At 67.4% G+C, this 17,981-nt stretch carries 14 protein-coding genes and 2 tRNA genes; 7 read left to right on the plus strand and 9 right to left on the minus strand.

The genetic code is table 11. The annotated features are described in order from the left end of the window. Positions 1-29: 29 nt before the first annotated feature. The gene (gene xth, locus EV667_RS12560) at positions 30-818 is read left to right on the plus strand and encodes an exodeoxyribonuclease III (RefSeq protein ID WP_131835679.1); all 789 of its coding nucleotides are present in this window, start codon (positions 30-32) and stop codon (positions 816-818) included. A 157-nt stretch (positions 819-975) separates the two neighbouring features. On the opposite strand, the gene EV667_RS12565 is transcribed toward xth, so the two are convergent. Further along, positions 976-1,812: a tetratricopeptide repeat protein gene (locus tag EV667_RS12565; RefSeq protein WP_131835680.1), complete on the minus strand. Its 837-nt coding sequence runs from the start codon at positions 1,810-1,812 to the stop codon at positions 976-978. After that, positions 1,805-3,532, minus strand: coding sequence for a dihydroxy-acid dehydratase (ilvD, locus tag EV667_RS12570; RefSeq protein ID WP_131835681.1), 1,728 nt, complete (start codon positions 3,530-3,532; stop codon positions 1,805-1,807). The genes EV667_RS12565 and ilvD overlap by 8 nt, the downstream gene beginning before the upstream one ends. A 245-nt stretch (positions 3,533-3,777) precedes the next feature. On the opposite strand from ilvD, the gene EV667_RS12575 reads away from it, so the two are divergent. Continuing rightward, positions 3,778-3,978: a hypothetical protein gene (locus EV667_RS12575; RefSeq protein ID WP_131835682.1), complete on the plus strand. Its 201-nt coding sequence runs from the start codon at positions 3,778-3,780 to the stop codon at positions 3,976-3,978. Between the two features lie 58 nt (positions 3,979-4,036). Here EV667_RS12575 and EV667_RS12580 read toward each other — a convergent pair whose 3' ends face one another. The 5 genes from EV667_RS12580 to EV667_RS12600 form a co-directional block, all read right to left on the minus strand. Then, positions 4,037-4,750 carry an MgtC/SapB family protein gene (locus EV667_RS12580; protein ID WP_131835683.1) on the minus strand — a complete coding sequence of 238 codons (714 nt, stop codon included), beginning with the start codon at positions 4,748-4,750 and terminating at the stop codon, positions 4,037-4,039. A gap of 155 nt (positions 4,751-4,905) precedes the next feature. Further along, on the minus strand, positions 4,906-7,737 hold the full coding sequence (locus EV667_RS12585; protein ID WP_131835684.1) for a valine--tRNA ligase: 2,832 nt from the start codon (positions 7,735-7,737) through the stop codon (positions 4,906-4,908). Between the two features lie 157 nt (positions 7,738-7,894). Then, on the minus strand, positions 7,895-9,544 hold the full coding sequence (locus EV667_RS12590) for a PopZ family protein (RefSeq protein ID WP_131835685.1): 1,650 nt from the start codon (positions 9,542-9,544) through the stop codon (positions 7,895-7,897). 267 nt (positions 9,545-9,811) lie between these two features. After that, the gene (locus EV667_RS12595) at positions 9,812-11,221 is read right to left on the minus strand and encodes a TolC family outer membrane protein (RefSeq protein ID WP_131835686.1); all 1,410 of its coding nucleotides are present in this window, start codon (positions 11,219-11,221) and stop codon (positions 9,812-9,814) included. Positions 11,222-11,402: 181 nt separating this feature from the next. Further along, on the minus strand, positions 11,403-12,065 hold the full coding sequence (locus EV667_RS12600; RefSeq protein ID WP_131835687.1) for a protein-L-isoaspartate O-methyltransferase family protein: 663 nt from the start codon (positions 12,063-12,065) through the stop codon (positions 11,403-11,405). 504 nt (positions 12,066-12,569) lie between these two features. Here EV667_RS12600 and EV667_RS12605 point away from each other — a divergent pair. The 3 genes from EV667_RS12605 (at position 12,570) to EV667_RS12615 (ending at position 14,806) form a co-directional block, all read left to right on the plus strand. Continuing rightward, positions 12,570-12,643: transfer RNA gene (locus EV667_RS12605), tRNA-Cys, on the plus strand. Positions 12,644-12,843: 200 nt separating this feature from the next. Further along, on the plus strand, positions 12,844-14,643 hold the full coding sequence (locus tag EV667_RS12610) for an ABC transporter ATP-binding protein (protein ID WP_131835688.1): 1,800 nt from the start codon (positions 12,844-12,846) through the stop codon (positions 14,641-14,643). Positions 14,644-14,730: 87 nt separating this feature from the next. Next, positions 14,731-14,806, plus strand: a tRNA-Asn gene (locus EV667_RS12615). 260 nt (positions 14,807-15,066) lie between these two features. On the opposite strand, the gene EV667_RS12620 is transcribed toward EV667_RS12615, so the two are convergent. After that, entirely contained in the window at positions 15,067-15,270 is a 204-nt protein-coding gene (locus EV667_RS12620) for a hypothetical protein (RefSeq protein ID WP_131835689.1), read from the minus strand. Next, positions 15,267-15,773 (minus strand): hypothetical protein, encoded by a 507-nt coding sequence (locus EV667_RS22895; protein WP_245516125.1) that lies wholly within the window; start codon positions 15,771-15,773, stop codon positions 15,267-15,269. The genes EV667_RS12620 and EV667_RS22895 overlap by 4 nt, the downstream gene beginning before the upstream one ends. A gap of 466 nt (positions 15,774-16,239) precedes the next feature. On the opposite strand from EV667_RS22895, the gene EV667_RS12630 reads away from it, so the two are divergent. Together EV667_RS12630 and EV667_RS12635 are read left to right on the plus strand one after the other, a co-directional pair. Continuing rightward, positions 16,240-16,566, plus strand: coding sequence for a hypothetical protein (locus tag EV667_RS12630; RefSeq protein WP_131835690.1), 327 nt, complete (start codon positions 16,240-16,242; stop codon positions 16,564-16,566). Between the two features lie 49 nt (positions 16,567-16,615). After that, a complete protein-coding gene (locus EV667_RS12635; protein ID WP_131835691.1) occupies positions 16,616-17,932 on the plus strand; it encodes a tyrosine-type recombinase/integrase in 1,317 nt (438 codons plus the stop codon). The last annotated feature ends 49 nt before the right edge of the window (positions 17,933-17,981 follow it).

Below are 17,981 nucleotides of genomic sequence, written 5' to 3' on the forward strand. Positions count from 1 at the left end.
CCGAATCCCTCGCCTGCCGTGAGAGCCCTATGCGTATCGCCACCTGGAACGTCAATTCGATCAGACAACGCCAGGAGCACGCAGTGGCCTGGCTCACCGAGACCCGGCCGGACGTGGTGTGCCTGCAGGAGCTGAAATGCGCCGACGAGGCGTTCCCGCGCGAGGCGTTCGAGGCGCTCGGCTACAATGTCGCGGTGCACGGCCAGAAGGGCTTCAACGGCGTCGCCGTGCTCTCCCGCCTGCCCTTCGACGAGGTGACGACCGGCCTGCCGGGCGACGAGGCCGACGTGCAGTCACGTTTCATCGAGGTGGTGGTCTCAACGCCGGAAGGCTCGTTGCGGGTGTGCGGCATCTACCTGCCCAACGGCAATCCCGTGGGTACGGAGAAATATCCCTACAAGCTCGGCTGGATGCAGCGGCTGAAGGCCCATATCGCCGGGCGCCTCGCCTTCGAGGAGCCGCTCGTCGTCTGCGGCGACTACAACGTCATTCCCGAGCCGGAGGACGCCGCCCACCCGGAGGCCTGGACCGAGGACGCGCTGTTCCTGCCGCAGACGCGGGCGGCGTTCCGCGACATCCTCAACCTCGGCATGACCGACGCGCTGCGCGCCACGACGCAGGAAGCCGGCATCTACAGCTTCTGGGACTATCAGGCCGGCGCCTGGCAACGGAACAACGGCATCCGCATCGACCATCTTCTGCTCTCGCCGCAGGCCACCGACCGGCTGACGGCGGTGGGCGTCGACAAGCATGTGCGCGGCTGGGAAAAGCCCTCGGACCATGTGCCGGTATGGGCGGAACTCGCCTTCGGGACCTGACGGGTTTTCGCTACAGAGCTGTCATCCCGGGAAAATGAGGCGCCTTGCTCAAGGCGACGTCATCCCGGCCGAGCCTAGCGAGAGCCGGGATCGCTGTTCGCGCATCCCCGGATCGGCCTGCTACTACTTCCGGGATGACGATGGACGCAGCGCCCGCTCAGCGCACCGTCTTCATGTACTGTTCGAGATAGACCAGCGCCATGGCGCGCTCGTCGGAGCTGGCATTCGTGAAGGCGTCCTCATAGAGGTCCACCACCCATTTGTCCTGCGGGCCGGCAGCGGCGTCGCGGGCAAGGGTGAGCCACATCAGGCCGCGCGCCGCCTGGCGGGGAATGCCGTCATCGCCCTTGAACAGCAGTCCACCGAGCGCCGCCTGCGCCTGGTACTGGCCCTTCTGCGCCGCCAGACCGAGCCAGCGCGCGGCAAAGCGCGGGTCGCGGTCGACGCCATCGCCGTCGATATAGAGCCGTGCCAGATGATACTGCGCACCGGGATCGCCGAAATAGGACGCGGCATAGGCGAACATGTCGCGCGCCCTCGTGGCGTCGCGGCGCACCTTGCTGTTGGGTATGCCGACCAGATAATAGGCCCCGAGCGCCACGAAGGCATCCGCCGCGAAGCGCGCCTCCGGCGTCGCCGGGTTGTCGTCGGCATGCATGTTGGCGATCTGGCTGAAATAATCGAACGCCTTGATGTCGTTGCGCTCGACGCCCTCGCCTTCCGCATACATGCGGCCGAGCTTCCACTGCGCGCCGGCATGGCCCTGGTCGGCCGCGTAGCGCAGCGAGTCGATGCCCTGCTCGGTCTGGCCCGAACGCAGCGCCTGCGCGCCGAATCGAACGGATTCTTCAATCGTGCGCGGCTTGCCCACGACGGCGGCCGCACCCGCAGGCGCATCCGCGCCCGGCGTGCCGTCGAAAGCCGACGCCAGCGAAGGCGCCAGCACGAGCGTGAAAAGGAGGATTAGGGGCCGCAGGCCCGAAGCATCATACATCCGCATAGCACGCCGTCTCGGCCGCGCCGCCGGGGTGAGTGACCGCGCCATCACGGGCGGGTCCCACGGCCTGCGCGAACTTCCAGATGGCCCCCGAGCCGACGGGCGACGGACGGGGTTTCCACTCCGCCCGGCGGGCGGCGAGTTCCTCGTCCGAAAGTGCCACGTCAAGCGTGCCCTCGATCGCGTCGATAGTGATGATGTCGCCGTCGCGCAGCAGCCCGATCGGGCCGCCGACCGCCGCTTCTGGCCCGACATGGCCAATGCAGAAACCACGCGTGGCGCCCGAGAAGCGTCCGTCGGTGATCAGCGCCACCTTGTCGCCCACGCCTTGCCCGTAAAGGGCGGCGGTGGTGGACAGCATTTCCCGCATGCCAGGGCCGCCCTTGGGCCCCTCATAGCGGATGACCAGCACCTCGCCCTCTTCATAGGCGCGGTGGGTCACGGCCTCGAAGCACGCTTCCTCGCCGTCGAAGCAGCGGGCCGGGCCGGTGAATTTCTGGGTCTTGAGGCCCGCCACCTTCACGATGGCGCCATCGGGGGCGAGGTTGCCCTGCAGGCCGACCACGCCGCCGGTGACGGTGATCGGGTCGTTGGCCGGACGCACCACGTCCTGGTGCGGGTTCCATTTCACCGAGGCGAGGTTCTCGGCGATGGTGCGGCCGGTCACGGTGAGGCAGTCGCCGTGCAGGAAGCCGTTGTCCAGCAGCGTCTTCATCAGCAGCGGAATGCCGCCGGCCTCGAACATGTCCTTGGCGACATAGCGCCCGCCGGGCTTGAGATCGGCGATGTAGGGCGTGCGCTTGAAGATCTCGGCGACGTCGAACAGGTCGAACTTGATGCCGACCTCATGCGCCATCGCCGGCAGATGCAGCGCCGCATTGGTGGAACCGCCCGACGCAGCGACCACGGTCGCGGCATTCTCCAGCGCCTTCAGCGTGACGATGTCGCGCGGGCGGATATTGCGGGCGACGAGGTCCATGATCTGCTCGCCGGCCGCCATGCAGAAGCGGTCGCGGATCTCGTAGGGCGCCGGCGCGCCGGCCGAATAGGGCAGCGCGAGGCCGATCGCCTCGGAAACGGTGGCCATGGTGTTGGCGGTGAACTGCGCGCCGCAGGCCCCGGCGGAGGGACACGCAACCTGCTCCAGCTCATCGAGGTCGTCATCGGACATCAGGCCGACCGAATGCTTGCCGACCGCCTCGAACATGTCCTGCACCGTCACCGGCTGGCCCCGGAAGGAGCCCGGCAGGATGGAGCCGCCATAAATGAAGATCGACGGCACGTTGAGGCGCAGCATCGCCATCATCATGCCCGGCAGCGACTTGTCGCAGCCCGCCAGTCCGACCAGCGCGTCATAGGCATGGCCGCGAATGGTCAGTTCGACCGAGTCGGCGATGACCTCGCGGGAGGCCAGCGAGGCCTTCATGCCGTCATGGCCCATCGCGATGCCGTCCGTGACGGTGATGGTGCAGAATTCACGCGGCGTGCCGGCGGCAGCGGAGACGCCTTTCTTCACCGCCTGCGCCTGGCGCATCAGCGAAATATTGCACGGCGCGGCCTCGTTCCAGCACGAGGCGACGCCGACCAGCGGCTGGTGGATCTGCTCGCGGGTCAGACCCATCGCGTAGAGATAGGAGCGGTGCGGCGCGCGCGACGGGCCTTCCGTCACATGGCGGCTCGGCAGGTTCCGCTTGTCGATGATCGTCCTGACGTCCATTTTCTTCACGCATCCCGGTGCGGAGGCTCTTGTCGGCGCCGCATCCGGCACCTTTATCCCCCGTCTATCCGTCGGATTTCGTGCCGGTTTGTGGCGGCATCGCGGCGTCCGCGTCGCAGCCTCCGGTTATGGTTGCGAATGCGTGACACTGTTGCCAGCCAGTCACAAAATCGCGATAGCGAGACGGGTGAAGAATCGGCCTCTTCGGCGGCCTGCGGGCCGTCGGGAAAACCAGGGAGAGCAACATGCCGAGCGGCAATATCGTGGAGCGCCTGCGGGCGATGGCGGCGGATATGGACCAGTTCCGCTGCGACAAGGTCGAGGACGAGCTTTCAGAAGCCGCCGATGTCATCGAGCGGTTGCGCGCGGAGCTCGACCGCATGGAATCGCGGCTGGCGGCGGCATCCGGGGCGCCGGCTCCCAGCCCCGCGACCGGACAGCGTTGAGCGGAAGCGGGAAGCAGGCTAGGCGAGCCCGCTCCGGGGCCCCACCGGCCGGAGGCACCTAAAGCGTCCGGCTCAGCCAGCCGGCACTGCTGACGCCGCGCAGCTCGCGCAGGGTCTCGACCACCGAGTCGAGTTCCTCGCCCTTTGCCGAGGTTGCCACCAGACGAGCCGTGAGTTCTTCCGACTGGTCGCCCTGCCGGTTGGACACGATGTCGGCTACCGGGTATTTCGCGGCCTGCAGTTCCGCCGTAACGCGGGCCTTCAGGTCGGCCGCGCGCAACGTCTCCACGACGAGGACGACCTCGAAGGTCGCCTCCCCCGTGCTCACATCGGTCGGCAGCCGCTCCAGCCACTTCGCCAGCGGACGCAGCATGATGTTGCCGGCGAGAACGAACAGGGTGAGCAGGCCCGCCTGCGCGATCAGGTCCGCCCCGGCACACGCCCCCACCGCCGCCGAGCACCACAGCGTCGCCGCCGTGTTCAGGCCACGGATGTTGGCGCCCTCCTTCATGATTACGCCGGCGCCGAGAAAGCCGATGCCCGACACGACATAGGCGATGACCCTTACCGCCCCGTCGTGCCCCGTCAGGTTCATCGCCATGTCGACGAACTGGCAGGCGCCGACGGCCACCAGCACATTGGTCCTGAGCCCAGCCGTGCGCTGGCGCCACTGCCGCTCCGCCCCTATCAGCGTGGCGAAGGCGAAGGCCGCGATGAGGCTTGCCAGCGTGTCGGCAAAATCGCTGCCTCGGAAGGTTTCGAGAAACTGCATCACGTCCCCGGTTGGCGATCTGTCGGTGCCTTCGGCACCCCACGAACCTCACCAATATACCACCCGCGCCGCCGCGCCACCCTCTCCCGCTTGCCGCCGCAAGCAGGAGAGGGCCGTAGGGTGGGGCGGGACGCTCAGCCGGACGGCCCGGCGCCTCAGCCCATGCGGCCAAGCCGTGCCAGCGCCTCGCGGATGCGCGCGGCCCGGTCGGAGGCCGCCTCGCGGCGCTCGCGCTGCTCCTCGATAACTTCCTCGGGTGCACGTTTGATGAAATCGGCATTCCCGAGCTTGGCGTCGACCTTGGCGATATCGTCGGAGGCCTTGGCCAGTTCCTTGGCGAGGCGCGCGCCTTCTGCCTCCATGTCGATGACGCCCGCCAGCGGCAGCGCCGCCGTCTCGCCGCGCACGACGATCTGCACCGAACCTGCCGGGGCCTCGGCCTCGAAGGAGATCGAGGACAGGCGGGCAAGGCGGGTCAGCGTGTCGAGCCACACCACCACCCGCTCGCGCACCTCCTCGGGCACCCCCACCAGAACCAGCGGCAGTTGCGCGCCCGCCGGCACGTTCATCTCGGCGCGGACGGAGCGAATCTCGGTGATGAGATCGAGCAGCCAGCCGATCTCGGCTTCCGCGTCCGGTGCTTCGAGCCCTTCCAGCGCCGGCCATTGCGCCAGCGCCAGCAGGCTCGCGCGCGGGGCGCCGGTCTCGGCGGTGCGCGCCCACAGCTCTTCGGTAAGGAAGGGCATGAAGGGGTGCAGCATCTTCAGTATCTCGTCGAGCACGAAGGCGGTGGTCGCCCGCGTCTCGTCCTTCCAGCCGCCATTGCCGTTGAACACCGGCTTGGCGAGTTCGAGATACCAGTCGCAGAAGATGTTCCACACGAAGCGATAGGCCGCGCCGGCCGCCTCGTTGAATCTGTAGGCCTCCAGCGCCTGCGTGATCTCCGTGCCGGCCTTCTGCGTCTCCGAGAGAATCCAGCGGTTGAGCCGGGATTCGGCATTGCGCGGCACGAAGGCGGGATCGCGCCCGCAGCCATTCATCTCGGCGAAGCGGGCGGCGTTCCACAGCTTGGTGGAGAAGTTGCGGTAGCCCTCGACGCGAGCCGGGGCGAGCTTGATGTCGCGCCCCTGCGCCGCCATCGCGGCAAGCGTGAAGCGCAGCGCGTCGGCACCGTATTTCGACACGAGGTCGAGCGGGTCGATGACGTTACCCTTGGACTTCGACATCTTGGCGCCCTTCTCGTCGCGGACGAGGGCGTGGATGTAGACATCCTTGAAGGGCACGTCGGGCATGAAGTGCAGCCCCATCATCATCATCCGGGCGACCCAGAAGAAGATGATGTCAAAGCCGGTGATGAGCACCGTGGTGGGGTAGAAGCGCGTGACTTCCGCCGTCTCGTCCGGCCAACCCAGCGTCGAGAACGGCCACAGCGCGGAAGAGAACCAGGTGTCGAGCACGTCCTCGTCGCGGGTGATCAGCGCCGCGCGCTTTTCCGGGTCGGCGGCGAGTTCCTGCGCCTCGGCGTCGGTGATGATGCCGTTCTGCACGCAATGAGCGAGCGCGGCGGCAACAGCCGCCTCTTCCGTCTCCTCGACGAAGATGGTGCCGTCCGGCCCATACCAGGCCGGGATCTGGTGGCCCCACCACAGTTGGCGCGAGACGCACCAGGGCTGGATGTTCTCCAGCCACTCGAAATAGGTCTTTTCCCAGTTCTTCGGCACGAAGTTCGTCCGCCCCTCGCGCACGGCGGCGAGCGCCGGTTGCGCGAGGGTGTGGGCGTCGACATACCACTGGTCGGTCAGCCACGGCTCGATGACCACGTTGGAGCGGTCGCCATGCGGCACCATGTGGGTGTGCGGCTCGATGCGGTCGAGAACGTCGCGCTCCTCCATGAGCGTGACAATGGCCTTGCGCGCCGCCTCGCGCGACAGCCCGTCCAGCGCCAGCGCGGCGTCAAGATCCGCGCCCGCCTGCGCCCCGGTGAGGAAGTCCTCATTGCCGGCCAGCGTTACCCGCGCCTCGGCATCGAGCACGTTGATCATCGGCAGGTCGTGCCGACGGCCGACCTCGAAATCGTTGAAGTCGTGCGCCGGGGTGATCTTCACCGCGCCGGTGCCCTTGGTCGGGTCGGAATAGGCGTCCGGCACGATGGGGATCAGCCGGCCGACCAGCGGCAGGCGCACCTTCGCATTGGCCGCGACAAGGCCCTGATAGCGCGGGTCTTCCGGGTGCACCGCCACGGCCGTGTCGCCGAGCATGGTTTCCGGGCGGGTGGTGGCGACGACGATATAGTCGCGGGTCTCGAATTCGGTGGGCTGGTCGTGCTCGTCGAAAGCGATGGGGTGCTCATAGGTCACGCCATCGGCCAGCGGGTAGCGCAGGTGCCAGAGATGGCCCTTCACCTCGACCTGAAGCACTTCAAGGTCAGAAATGGCGGACTGGAACTTCGGGTCCCAGTTTACCAGCCGCTTGTCCTTGTAGATCAGCCCTTCCTTGTAGAGCCGCACGAACACCTTGAGCACCGCGCGGGACAGGCCCTCATCCATGGTGAAGCGCTCGCGCGACCAGTCGCAGGACGCGCCGAGCTTCTTCAGCTGGTTGATGATGGTGCCGCCGGATTCTTCCTTCCACGCCCAGATGCGCTCGACGAAGGCGGCGCGGCCCATGTCGCGGCGGCCGGGAAGCTGGCGCTCGGCGAGCTGGCGCTCCACCACCATCTGGGTGGCGATTCCGGCATGGTCGGTGCCGACCTGCCAAAGCACGTCCTTGCCGCGCATACGCTCGAAGCGGGCGAGAATATCCTGCAGCGTGTTGTTGAGCGCGTGCCCCATATGGAGCGAGCCGGTGACGTTGGGCGGCGGGATGACGATGCAATAGGGCTCGGCCCCTGCCCGCTCCGGACGCCCGGCCGTGAAGGCTCCCGCCTCCACCCAGCTCTGGTAGATGCGGTCTTCGACGGCGGCGGGATCGAACCTGTTGTCGAGCATTTTGGCTCCGGCACCTCAATTGAATGGGTGCGAGAGAAAGCGGAGCGGATGCCGCGAGTCAACTCGCCAGCAGCCAGCACGTCCCTAAAGCAGGGGTCGGGCGCCGCTTTCGGCGGCGTCGGGAGGGCGTTTTCGGGAAGCCGAGGCCGGCTTCGGCTTACTGCCCGTGCCGGGCGACACGCTCGATTTCCGCTCGCACCAGCCGCTCGACAAGGGCCGGCAGGTTCTCGTCGAGCCAGGCCTTGAGCATGGGCCGCAGCGCGTCGGTGACGAGATCGTCGACCGAACGGTGCGGCGCGGCGCTCATCGTGCGCTGCAACGATCCGAAGGCGGCCGACACGGCGCTGCTGGCCGGCGCCGACACCAGCCGCTCGCGCGCCGGCTCGGATTGATCGGTGGCGCCCTGCCGGTTGCTGGCCACCAGGCGCGATTCCGACAGGCGGGTCTCCGCGAGACGGGCCTCCGCGAGGTTCGCTTCATGCCCGCGCACCTCGGAAGAACGCGGCTCCATCGGGCGGGCTTCCGAAGGACGCGTCTCCGTCGCGCGAAAATCCGGGCGCGACGCGGGCGCGACCGGCGGCACCGCTGATGAAGTCTCATCCTTTACCGGCACGACAAAGACCGCGCCCTCGCGGGTCGGCTCAAAATGGGACGTGCGCGCCGCCGGCGCCGGCATCTCGGTGGGCTCGGCAACCGGGAGCGCCTCGCGCCCCGGCGCGGGCGCCACGATGGCCGTCGGGCTCGCCGGGGCTGGCGACACGACAGGATCGGCCTTGGCTGGCTCGCTCTGGACCGTGCGGACCTCGGCCGTGGAGACATCCGTGCCGGACGGCTCTGCGGATTCGGGCACCGTCGCGGCGCTTTCCGCTGTCACCGGCCCGGACACCGCCGGCTCGTTCATCGCCACATTCGCCAGTTCGGCCTGAACGGCCTGTTCCACCAGCGCTAGGTCGAGCAGCGCGGCCGCCAGCGGCTTGTCGAGATCGCTATCGAGCGGTGCCAGCGGCTTGACGACCGATGGGCGGGAGAAGGACGGCCGCACGGGAGGCAGTCCGCTCATCCGGGTGCCGCCGTCAATCCCGCCACGCGGCGGATACAGCGAGGCGCCGAGGGCCGGCCGGGCCGGGGCACTTGGCGCCGGGGCAATTGGCGCCGAGGCAGTTGACGCTGGGGCGCTCGGTGCCGGGGCATTTGGCGCCGACGCACGTATTTCCGGCAGCGAATCCGGCGCCGGGCTGCGCGGCTCGACGAGCCGGGGCTCCGGCCGCGGCCGTGCCTCGCTCAGCGGGCGCAGATCGGGCATGGGCCGGGAATCGGGAAACAGCCGCGGCTCGACGCGGCGAGGCTCGGGAGCCCGGCTCTCGCTCGCCGGACGGGCCGGCAGTGGCACCTCAAGGGCGCGCGCGGCAGAACCGCCCGAATAGACCGCACCCGCCGGCGCACGGGTCGCGACGGACGGGGTCGAGAACGGGGCGGCGGCCAGCACGGAAGCGGAAACCGTCACGGGGCGCGGCGTGAACGGGTCGGTCGCCGGCGCACGGCCACGCGGCGCGTAGTCCACGGGGTTCTCGACCCGCTCGCGGTAGGGCGGGGGCGCATAGGAGAGCGCTTCGGACGACGCCGTGCTCGCCATCGCCCGCTGCGGCGCGGCGGCGACGGGGCGCGGAGCAGGCTCGCGGACCGGCGCGACATCCCGGCTGGCCGGCGCCTCGCGCGCGGGGCGCGGCGCATCGCTGCGTGTCGCCGCCGGATCGGCAGCGACCTCGTCGGAAATGATGCGACGGATGGAGGCCAGGATTTCCTCCATCGACGGCTCACTGCCTCTCGCATTCACCGGCATGCGCTGCTTTCCGATCCCAGGGTTGATGGCGCTCGGCCGAGGCGCACGACTCAACCCGTTAACACTTCGTAAAGTGTGAACCGCCCGAGGCGGAACGCCAAGATGTAACCCGGCGGGACCAACAACGTTCGACCGCTAGGGTTAACGCCGCCCGCAAACCCGCTCGCAGTGAGCTGCCCCTCCCCCGCTACCGCAGGCGCCGATCTTCCGGCGCCGTGCGGGCGGGCCTCAGGCTCACTGCCCGCCCGGCGTCCGCACGCCGATCCAGGCGTCGCGCACCTGGTTGTAGTGAATCTGCGGGTTGTACACCGGAACCTTGAGCGCGAGCGTGACGGCGCTCAGATGGCCGCTGGCGGACAGCACCGCATAGGAGGCGACGACCCGGTCACGCTGGGCGATGACGAGACTGGCACGGGCGTTGAACAACGCCGTCTGCGCGTTCAGCACATCGAGCGTGGTGCGCTGGCCGACGCGCCATTCCTCGCGCACGCCGCGCAGGGCGATCTCGTTCGCCGCCACGGCGGCCTGTGCCGATTCGATGGCGGCCTTCGCCGCTTCGAGCGCACCCCAGAACTGCACGACATTGGCCCGCACCTGCTCGCGGTTCACGTCGACCTCGATCCGCAGCTGGCCGAGGGTCTCCTTGGCCTGGCGGATGGTCGCGTATTCGCTGCCGCCCTGGTAGATCGGCACGGTCAGGTTCAGCGTTGCGGCGGCAGCGGTCTGACGGCTGACACTCTGGCTGCTATTATAGCCCGAGGACGCCGAGCCGTTCAGGCTCAGCGTCGGCGACAGCGCCGACTCCGCAACCTTCACATTGGACAAGCCGGCATCGACGGCGAACTCCGCCGATTTCACCGCCGGATGCCGGGTCAGGCCGGAATCGACGGCGAGTTTCTCGCTCTTCGGCAGCAGGCGGTCGATCGGACGGCCCGGGCTCAGCTTGGTCGGGCGCAGGCCAATGACCTGATAGAACACCGCATTGGCGGTGTTGAGGTTCGATTCCGCAAGCGCCAGCTCGCTCTGGGCGTTGGCGACGGAGGCTTCGGCCTGGGCGACGTCGGTGCGGGTGATCTCGCCGACCGAGAAACGGTCGCGTGCGGCGCGCAGTTCTTCGCGCAGGGCTTCGAGGTTCTGCTTCTGCAGTTCCACCAGCGCGGCGTTCTGCAGCACGTTCATATAGGAGGTGGCGGCATCGAGAAGCACCAGCTGCTCGGTGTTGCGCAGCAATTCGCGCTGCCCGCGCACCTGCGATTCAGCGCTGCGCACTGAATTGGCGGTCCGCAACCCATCATAGATGGTCTGGCTGATGGTGATGCCGAAGCCGGTCGGGTAGGTCTTGGTGACGCTGAGAGAACCCGACCCCTGCAATGCGGCATAGCCCGAATCGAGTCGGGTTTCCGCCCATTGGGCGCCGACATAGGCGCTGCCGAACACCTGCGGGCGATAGCCCGCTAGCGCGATCGGCACATATTCATCCGTAGCGCGGGTGGCAGCACGCTGCGAATTCAATGTGGGATTGTTGCGATAGGCGGCCGAAAGCGCCTGATCGAGGGTCTGGGCATTCGCCGGCATAGCGATGCCAGCAAAAAAAGCGACCGCCGCCCACGCGACGACCTTACCCCCGGTAGTCGACACCCACATGTCCAACCTCTGCGAACGCTAATCTGATGGGAATCGCCTGCCCCCGGGCGACTCTCTCAATCTCTGTATGACGCGAACGCAAGATAGGTGCTTGGAGAGGGGCTGTGAACCGCTCGGTTTGGTCCTGTGGACGATTTAGTCGAACACGCGGCAGATCAGCCACAGGGTACGGTTGAAACCCTTAGAAAACAAAGCCCGGCCGCGCCTCGAAGCCCGGCAGCGTCGGCACTGCGGCGTCGAACACCACCCGCGAGCCCATGCCACCCGTCGTGTGGGTGAACACCGTCGCACGCCCCGCACGCCCCCGCCCGACCACGGCGACAAGGCGTCCGCCCGGCTTGAGCTGGGAGAGCAGCGATTCAGGCGCCGCATCGATCCCGCCATTGAGCAGGATTACGTCATAGGGCGCCTCGCCCGGCCAGCCGGCAGCCATCGGCCCCTGCACATAGGCGGCGTTGAGCAGGCCCAGTTCGAGCAGCAGGGCCGAGCCCTGCGCCGCGAGCGCCGCATCTTCCTCAAGCGCCACCACCTGCCCGGCCAGCTTGGCCAGCACGGCGGTGGAATAGCCGCTCGCCGCGCCGACATCGAGCACCAGCGCGTCGGAGCCTATCTCGGCCGCCTGCAGCAGCTTGGCGAGAACCATCGGCTCCATCAGGTAGCGCGCCGGCGCGCCCTCCTTCACCAGCACGTCGTCGTCGATATAGGCGAAGTTGCGCAGGCTGGCGGGAACGAAGCGCTCGCGCGGGGTCTCCAGCATGGCGGCGACGATGCGCAGGTCGGTGACGTCGTTGGCGCGCACCTGGGCGTCCACCATGGCGCGGCGCAGTTCGGCGAAATCGATCATTCGGCGACAACCTCGAAAGCAGACGGCAAGGACGCGCGCGGGCCGCGCGGGGACGAGCGCGCACTGGCGGCGCGAGCGAACGGCGCCAGAATTGCGGCACCGGCGCGTCCATTGCAAGCGTTCTCGACGGGCGTTCTCGAAGATTTCCAGCCTGGCGTGCCACCGTGGCTGCGGGCCGATGGTCCGCCAGCACTCCGGTCCCTCGATCGGCGATCATGGCACGCCGCGCCCTCGTTGCGAGGGAGGGCCGCAAGGCTGGAGGCGCAGCCCTGCGGCATGGTGCCCATCCCGCAAGGCTGGAGGCGCAGCAATGCGCGATGGGCACCATGCCACGAGAGCCCCACGCCACCGGAGGACCTGCCATGCCCCTCCCCCGGATCGCCCGGCCTGGGCCGGCCCGGCGCCGCCGTCCCCAGCTTCTCGTGCCGGGTGGCGTTGCTCATCGCCCCTAGCTCTGTTATGAGCCGCCCCGGCCCATGAGGCGCCTTTCGGCGACCTCGGTCGGGCCACGTGGCGGAGTGGTTACGCAGCGGACTGCAAATCCGTGCACCCCGGTTCGATTCCGGGCGTGGCCTCCAGTTCACGCACCCGCCGCCGGCCTTGAAAAAGTGTCGGCGGCGGGTGTCGTCACCGCCTTTCTTGGCTGCCGGCGCACCCGCCGTCATGGGTTTGACAACAACCCATGATCGTCGTTGATGATCCCGCCCTCCGGCGTCTGCGACGCGGAGCGAAGGGGCGACGCCCGATCCGGCCGGGCCCGTGAAAAGGATTTTCGCTGATGTTGCCTCCCAAGATGGCCAACGCGCTCGCCAACATGATCAGCCCCGAGACCCGCGACACGGTCCGCCGGCTGTTCATCCAGGACGGGCGCCGCCACTGGAAAGGCTATGCGCTATCCTTCGTCTTCATGGCGTTCATGGCCGGGACGACCTCGGGCCTCGCCTATCTCATGGGCGACGTCATCAACCGCATCTTCGTCGAGCAGAGCACATCCGCGATCTGGATCCTGTCGGGAGCCGTGGTCGCGCTGTCCGTCACCAAGGGCTTCGCCGCCTATGGGCAGGCAGTCACGCTCGCCAAGGTCGGCAACCGGATCGTCGCCGACAATCAGAAGCGCGTGCTCGACCGGCTGCTGACACAGGATGTCACCTTCTTTTCGGGCAGCCACACCGCCGAGATCATGCTGCGCTTCAACACCGGCGCGCAGGCGGCGCGCAATGTGCTGAACCTCATCGTCAGCAGCCTCGGGCGCGACCTTCTCTCGGTCATCGGCCTCACCCTCGTGATGATCCTGCAGGACCCGTTCATGGCGCTGATCGGCTTCATCGTGATGCCGATCGCGGTGGGCGGCGTGCGCTCGCTGATCCGCAAGGTGCAGAAGATCTTCAGCCGCGAATTCCATAGCGCGATCCAGATCATGACCGAATCGATCGACGCGTTTCAGGGCATCCGCACCATCAAGTCCTTCACGCTGGAGGACAGCCAGCGGGCCAAGATCTACGGCCGCATCGACAAGATGGAGAAGGCCTCGAACCGGATGATGCGGGCGCAATCGCAGTCCGGGCCATTGATGGAGGCACTCGGCGGCGTCTCCATCGGTCTGGTGGTGATGTATGCCGGCTGGAGCGTGCTGCATGGCGGCCGCACGCCGGGCGAGTTCTTCTCCGTCATCACGGCCCTGCTGCTCTGCTACGAGCCGGCCAAGCGCCTCGCCCGTCTCAACATCGACCTCACCACCCATCTGCTGGGCGCGCGCATGCTGTTCGCCCTGCTCGACCGGCCGGCCGTCGAGCAGGACCTGCCGGGCACGCCGGAACTCGTCGTCACCGGCGGCGGGATCGCCTTCGAGGACGTCGTGTTCAGCTATCGCGAGAGCGAGCCGGTGCTGCGCGGCCTCAGCTTCGTCGCCGAGCCCGGGCAGACTACGGCGCTGGTCGGCCCCTCGGGCGGCGGCAAGAGCACGGTGATGAACCTGCTGGAGCGGTTCTACGACGTCGATTCGGGCGTTCTCACCATTGACGGCCAGCGGATCGACACAGTCACGCGCCGCTCGCTGCGCCAGGCCATCGGCTTCGTCAGCCAGGATGTGTTCCTGTTCACCGGCACGGTGCGCGAGAACATCGCCGCCGGCCGTCCCGGCGCCACCGAGGAGGAGATCATCGCCGCCGCACGGTCGGCCCACGCGCATGACTTCATCATGGGCTTCGAGGGCGGCTATGACAGCCTTGTCGGCGAGCGTGGCACCCAGCTTTCCGGCGGTCAGCGCCAGCGCATCGCCATCGCCCGCGCCTTCCTGAAGGACGCACCGATTCTGCTGCTCGACGAGGCCACCGCCGCCCTCGACAGCGAATCCGAGGCCGAGGTGCAGAAGGCACTGCAGTCGCTTCAGGCCAACCGCACCACGCTGGTCATCGCCCACCGCCTGCAGACGGTCATCAACGCCGACAAGATCTGCGTCATCGAGAAGGGTCGCGTTGTCGAAAGCGGCCGCCACGAAGAGCTCGTGGCCAAGCGTGGGCGCTATTTCACCTTCCACCAGTTGCAGTTCGCCGGGCAGCAGGAGCGCCTCAGCGCCTGAGGATATCCACATGGTGCGGGATCAGGGGTTCACAAACCGATCCCGCATTGCTATATCGCCGCCTCCGAGACGCCACGGCGTCCCCGGTCCCTGATAGCTCAGTTGGTAGAGCGTTCGACTGTTAATCGAATGGTCGCAGGTTCGAGTCCTGCTCAGGGAGCCACCATTTTAAGCTAAAGCGTTGATGTTGCTTAGCTTTTCCTGCCAGTCATTGGCGCAGCCCTGCTCATTTCCCTACTTTGTATGCGCTGCTTGGGGCCGCGATTCTCGCGCTTCATGCGCCGAATCCGCCCCCTCCCCGCTCGCGTGGCTCCACCATGGAGTCGAACCAAAAATAAAACCCCGCCGCCGATGAGGGCGACGGGGGTGTCCGGCCCGGCTCTTGCCGGCTGGGGCGCGTCGCTGGCCCGGCCGGACAACTGATCATAGAGCGTCAGGTCGCAGCGCGTCCTTGATTCCTTCGACCATGCCCTGACCGACGACGACGACCCGCTGCAGGGCGTTCGCTTGGTTCGATTCCAAGTCCGCCGCCATCATATGGATCGCCTCTAAGAGCGCGCTGAGCTCGTCGAGGCGGTCGATGGTGTCTGACACGGATGTCGGAGTGATGGGGCTGTGGACGTTCATGCCCGCCTCCCGGCGAGGCGCTCGATGTCCAGCACGAGCTTGGTCATGACGTGCTCCGGCCAGTCGGCCTCTGCGCAATCGACGGCGCCAGCATCCTCGATGCCGTGCAGGTCAAGCAACGCAAGGCGGGCTTTTGCGGCAAGCTCCAGGAGCGAGCACGCTGGCGTGTCGACGAGCTGACCGAGCGCGTTGTCCATGCGCACTTCCACCTGACTTTCTGCCCGTCCGGCAGCCGTCGCGCCGTTGGCGTCGTAGATCGCCGAAGCAATTGCCCACTGCTGGTCGCCGGTCTGGACCCTGCTGGTGCCGCCCAGCGCCTTGATGGCCGCCTCGGCGGCTTTCATGGCAACGTCGTGCAGCGGTTTCCAGTGGGCGTTAAGGGGCAGCCATTCGGCCCGCGCGCGCCAGTAATCTGCTTCAAGCTCGAGGATGGAGCGAGGGGCGACAGAAGGCTGTCTCTGCGCCGGGATGGCGTTGTCGTTGATCGGGGTGTGGAGGTTCATGGGGGTTGGCTCACTGGTATCGGCTGTTCAAGGCCGTTGCCGGTCGGCGGGACCGGCGGCCGGGGGTTGAACACCTGCCAGTGAGACAGGCCGAACGCTTTTAAGGGTTGCCCCTCTGGACAGCGCGCTCGCCCCCGGCCAATATGGTCGGGTTCGGAGCCGCGCCGCCAAGCGCGTCCGTCGCATCGCTCAATGCGATGCATTTCAGCCGCCGTCCGACGCTGCCAGGCGTCGTGACAATTCCTGCCAGGGAATGCGGCCTATCACTGGTCCGGGTGTTCAAGCCCACGGACACGGTGCCCCTGATTCTTGATTTGCGCAAGCGTCGCCCTACGTCGGGCGGCCGTTTTGCGTTGTGCGCTGCGAAGAGCGGTCAGCCCTAACTTCTCCACATCTGACGAACACGCTGATGCCCGCTGGCGGGTACCCCTCGCGCCAATCGGCGTGAGCAGATGGTGTGTGTCCAATGGCAAGCAAGAAAGAACCACCGTCCGGCAAGGGCTCTGGCCGGCGCTCGTCAGGCGGTGTTCCGACCATCCGCGTTACCAAGTTCGGCGGCGTCCAGATCGGACCTCGCGAGCCATCTGGTCCCGTAACCATCGAGGAATGGCGGCGCATGCTGGTGATCTGCGCCAGGCTCGTGGACGAGTTCGGCGAGTCCGCGCTGCCGCTTTTCGAGAGGTGCGAGCGCGAGATCGCGGAAGCCGAATCCAAGTCCTCGGCTATGGCTCGCGCCAAAGCGGTGCTGGAAGGCAGAGAGCCGCGAAAGCCCACCGATCCAGAGCCAGCGTGACGTCCTGCTGCATCCCGATATGCTTCGCCGGAAGCATCAGGAGCACGACATGGCCCCCGCCGCAGGCACCGAGTCCGCCGTCTTCGTATCCCGTCGCACAGCCGCTGCCAGGCTTGAGATCACAGAGCGCATGTTCGACCAGTGGGTGCGGATTGGGTTCGTACCGGCTGCGGCAGTGGCTCACGGAAAGGTCAGCCGCTGGCACTGGCCGAGCGTGGAAGCGAAACTGGCGCAACCGTCACCCGGTTCGCAACCGATTGCAGACCAAACGCCAAGGCACCGACGGCAGTCGAAGTACCCCAAGGGCGTATTCTGCACACGCAAGCCCAATGGGACGACCTACTGGTACTATCAGCGCGACAAGGGCAAGCCGACCCGCGGGCCGCTCGTGCGCCTGCCGGACTTTGGCAGCCCCGCCTTCAATGAGGCGCTGCAGGTGGCCAAGGGCGGGAAGAAGGCGAGCCGTCGTCGATCGGCTCGCTACAATATCGCGGCGATGATCGCCGACTATAAGTCGGACCCGCAGTGGGGCACCAAGCGCCCGGCGACGATCGCCACCTATGAGTCCGCCATGGCGCCCATCCTGAAATATTGGGGCGAACGCGAGCCTGGTGAGATATCCGTCGCGCACGTCATCGACCTGATCAACAAATTCGCCAGTCGGCCGTCCATGGGGAACATGGTGCTGGTTATGGTCAAGAAGCTGATGAAGTTCGCGGTGCAGCGCGGGCACCGGGCGGATAGCCCGGCCCGTGACGTTGATGCGCTATTCGAGGACACCGACGGCGCCAAGCCGCTGACACCCGGCGCGTGGGCGGCCCTCATGGCGCCGGAGTGCCCGCAGGCGGTGTACAGGCTTGCCGTGCTTGGCCGGGCCACAGGGCAGCGGATATCCGACCTTATCCGCCTAAGGCCCGCCGACCGCGACGAGGACGGCATCAGCCACACGATCACCAAACTGCGCGACAAGCCGCACTGGAGCCTGCTGAAGCCAGAAGAGGCGGCCACGATCGACGGATGGGGCGTAGGCCCGGCAACGCCGTATGTCATGCGGCCGGACGGCAGGCGCTACGACACGGACTCCATGCGCGACGCATGGAACGGCTACATCAAGACTGAGGCCGGTTCCGCGCTCGCCGGGTTCACCCCGCACGACCTGCGCGCGACGAAGGTCTGCGACGAGCGGATCGCAGGCAAGACGCACCAGCAGATCGCCGCCATGGTCGGCATGTCGGCGGGAATGGTGATGAAGTACAGCAAGCACATTGACCAGCGGTTGGCGGCTCGCGGAGGGGCCGCAACACCCTTGCCGACGGAATGGCGCGCCCCAGGTCCGGACGTATCAGAACATGAGGATGAACCATGACCAATGCCGGCACGCTACGTCCTGGCGCGCTTGGAGGCGGCGCAGCGGG

The organism is Ancylobacter aquaticus, assembly GCF_004339465.1.
Classification (GTDB): domain Bacteria; phylum Pseudomonadota; class Alphaproteobacteria; order Rhizobiales; family Xanthobacteraceae; genus Ancylobacter; species Ancylobacter aquaticus.